Below are 2,462 nucleotides of genomic sequence, written 5' to 3'. Positions count from 1 at the left end.
GTACTCGTCGCCGCGTATATGAAAAAAGCCTAAGTATTTGAAAGACTAAGGTATTTTCAAGTAGAATTTCATATCCGTTTCGGAGAAGCAGTGCTTCTCCGGATCTTCATGCGTCCGTAGCTCAGCTGGATAGAGCACTGGTTTCCGGTACCAGCGGTCAGAGGTTCGAATCCCCTCGGGCGTACCACAGTTTAAATCATCCCCATCTCTTTAAGCGCTCTGCGTATGGCCCCCGCTATCGATTCTCCCGTCCGATCGGCATACTGATCTATTTTTTCTTTTTCCGCTTTTGTCAGGGTCAAAAAGACTTTTTCACTTTGTTTGGTCTCATCATTTTTTTTCGGCCGGCCGCCGGGATGCTTGGCCGTTTGAATGGCTACATGTGTTGAGAGTTCCCGCTGAGTCACCCGCTTGGCAAACTTGTTTTCCGGTTGGTTCTTTTCCATTTCAACTACCTTTTAAGCTGTAAATAACTGTTGTTAACTATTGTATTCTCTAATTTTCTCATGCAGATCACGGATTAGATTGGCACTTTTGCGGTACGCGTACGCTTTGATTCCACCCTGATTGGAAAGCTCGAGTATAGAGCAGTTCTCGTTGATCGCCGTCTGCAATGCCACGCTCATCGGCAAGGCGAACATTTCGACCTCAAATCCGAGCGTTTCGTCAAAAACAAATTTGGCATCGTTGATATCGTTCTCTTTTTGGCTCATGTTGGGAACCAGCAATATCGGTTTGTTCATCGGTGCGACACGCACCAGCGTATCGACGGTACCCTGAATCGTTTCCAGTGTCGGGATAAAAGGGATAATGACCAAATCCGAATAGGCAACCGCCTGATCGAGTTTGACATCGTCAAATCCCCCAAAATCGAAAATTGTCGCCTGCTTGGGCTGAGCCAATTGTTTTTCCTGTATTTCAATTTTTTCTACCTGCTCGGGCAAACGATCCGAAAGGGAGCCGTAGGGGTCGACTTCACATCCGCGGAAACCGAATCCGGTAATGAGCTGGTGGGCGATCATCGATTTGCCCACTCCCCCTTTGAAATTGACAATGGTGATATTCATACTTTTCCTTGCAATAAATAACTGTTAATTACAGTATTTTACAAGTAATAAATAGATAATGTCAAGTTTTGAACTGTAAATAACTAATATTTATTCCGTGTTTTAGCATAAGGAAGTTAAGAAGAGACGGAAAAAGTAGTATCAGGCGAGCGAAAAATCTTCTTTATACAAAATATGAGCAGCTGTTTGCTTGAATGATTCCATTTCGCTAAAAACGAAATCCAAGGCCATATTCTGCTTTTCGCTGATTTCAAGACAGCTCAATATTTCACGCATCGACATTTTTGCACGTTTGGCAATGATAAGATGATCGACCGACAGGTTTTTTAATCTAGCAAGTAATTTTTCCTGCTTCTCATGAAGCTCGTTCTGAAAACTTGACATGCCAACCCCTTTATAGTTGCAATTGTGACATTCAGGAATTACTATTATGTTACAACGCGGCTTGTATTATATTTAACAAATAAAATTATATTTTAGCGGTTCAGAAGATTCTCTTTGCCTTCCAAACGACGCTTATTCGACTAATTCGCTGAAATCCTCTTTCCCGACGTTGCAGATGGGACATACCCAATCATCGGGCAGATCCTCGAAAGCCGTGCCGGGAGGTATACCGCTATCCGGGTCTCCCAACACGGGGTCGTAAATATATCCGCATACATTGCACTCAAACTTTTTCATCTTCCGCTCCTTATCAAATGTATGTATCCATCTCGTCGCTGAGCAATCGATAATCGACATGATGCGCGTACAACGGCGTATCACTCAGAGTACTCTCATATCTGAGCGCCTCTTCCAGCGTGCTTTTCGACGGGCTTTTATAAATGATGCCGATCGGAAAAGGATGGCTTTCCAGCGATTTCTCGAATGCCTTTACTTTGTCGGTCGGGTCATACGAATTGGGCAACTCGTAAATATTCTCTTTGAACCACTTGAACGTATTGGTTTTGTTGAAGGTGACGCACGGCTGGAAAATATCGATCAGAACATACCCTTTGTGTGCGAGGGCAATTTTGAACATCGCTTTGCAGTGTTCTTTGTTCCCTGAAAACGTTCGGATAACCAGCGACGCATCGAGCGATATCGCCGTTGCGATAGGATTAAAAGGCTCCGTATGAACCCCTTCAACCTGTACGGGGGTTTTGAACCCCCGTGCGGAAGTGGGAGAGGCCTGCCCCTTGGTCAGGCCGTAGACCATATTGTTATGCACGACATTGACGATCCCGGCGTTTCTGCGGATCGCCGCCATGAAGTGGTTTCCCCCTTCGCCGTACATATCGCCATCCCCCCCTTCGGCGATGACCGTTAAAGTGGGGTTGGCTACTTTCAATCCCTGCGCAACGCTCAAAGCCCGGCCGTGAAGGCCATTGAACATATTGACGCTCATGTATTGAG

Annotated in this window: 5 protein-coding genes and 1 tRNA gene; 1 reads left to right on the top strand and 5 read right to left on the bottom strand. The window is 45.4% G+C overall.

Annotated elements, in window-relative coordinates; all coding sequences use genetic code 11:
- Positions 1–110: 110 nt before the first annotated feature.
- Positions 111–187: transfer RNA gene (locus tag WB308_RS08530), tRNA-Arg, on the top strand.
- A gap of 4 nt (positions 188–191) precedes the next feature.
- Here the strand turns inward: WB308_RS08530 and WB308_RS08525 are convergent.
- The 5 genes from WB308_RS08525 to WB308_RS08505 all read right to left on the bottom strand — a co-directional run.
- Positions 192–446 (bottom strand): hypothetical protein, encoded by a 255-nt coding sequence (locus WB308_RS08525; RefSeq protein WP_037946513.1) that lies wholly within the window; start codon positions 444–446, stop codon positions 192–194.
- Between the two features lie 33 nt (positions 447–479).
- The gene (locus tag WB308_RS08520) at positions 480–1,067 is read right to left on the bottom strand and encodes a ParA family protein (protein WP_424190830.1); all 588 of its coding nucleotides are present in this window, start codon (positions 1,065–1,067) and stop codon (positions 480–482) included.
- Between the two features lie 141 nt (positions 1,068–1,208).
- Positions 1,209–1,451: a hypothetical protein gene (locus WB308_RS08515; RefSeq protein WP_424190829.1), complete on the bottom strand. Its 243-nt coding sequence runs from the start codon at positions 1,449–1,451 to the stop codon at positions 1,209–1,211.
- Positions 1,452–1,583: 132 nt separating this feature from the next.
- On the bottom strand, positions 1,584–1,748 hold the full coding sequence (rd, locus tag WB308_RS08510) for a rubredoxin (RefSeq protein WP_424190828.1): 165 nt from the start codon (positions 1,746–1,748) through the stop codon (positions 1,584–1,586).
- A gap of 13 nt (positions 1,749–1,761) precedes the next feature.
- On the bottom strand, positions 1,762–2,462 hold a 701-nt coding region (locus WB308_RS08505; RefSeq protein WP_424190827.1), incomplete at its 5' end, for a thiamine pyrophosphate-dependent enzyme.

The sequence above is a fragment of the Sulfuricurvum sp. genome (assembly GCF_049587615.1).
In the GTDB taxonomy this organism is placed as follows: Bacteria; Campylobacterota; Campylobacteria; order Campylobacterales; family Sulfurimonadaceae; genus Sulfuricurvum.
The sequence above is the reverse complement of the archived record's forward strand: the minus strand, read 5'-3'. Positions and strand labels throughout refer to the sequence as shown.

Coding starts and splice junctions, on each gene's coding strand:
- WB308_RS08520 (WP_424190830.1), bottom strand. CDS start 1,067: ATGAATATCACCATTGTCAATTTCAAAGGGGGAGTGGGCAAATCGATG.
- WB308_RS08515 (WP_424190829.1), bottom strand. CDS start 1,451: ATGTCAAGTTTTCAGAACGAGCTTCATGAGAAGCAGGAAAAATTACTT.
- WB308_RS08525 (WP_037946513.1), bottom strand. CDS start 446: ATGGAAAAGAACCAACCGGAAAACAAGTTTGCCAAGCGGGTGACTCAG.
- rd (WP_424190828.1), bottom strand. CDS start 1,748: ATGAAAAAGTTTGAGTGCAATGTATGCGGATATATTTACGACCCCGTG.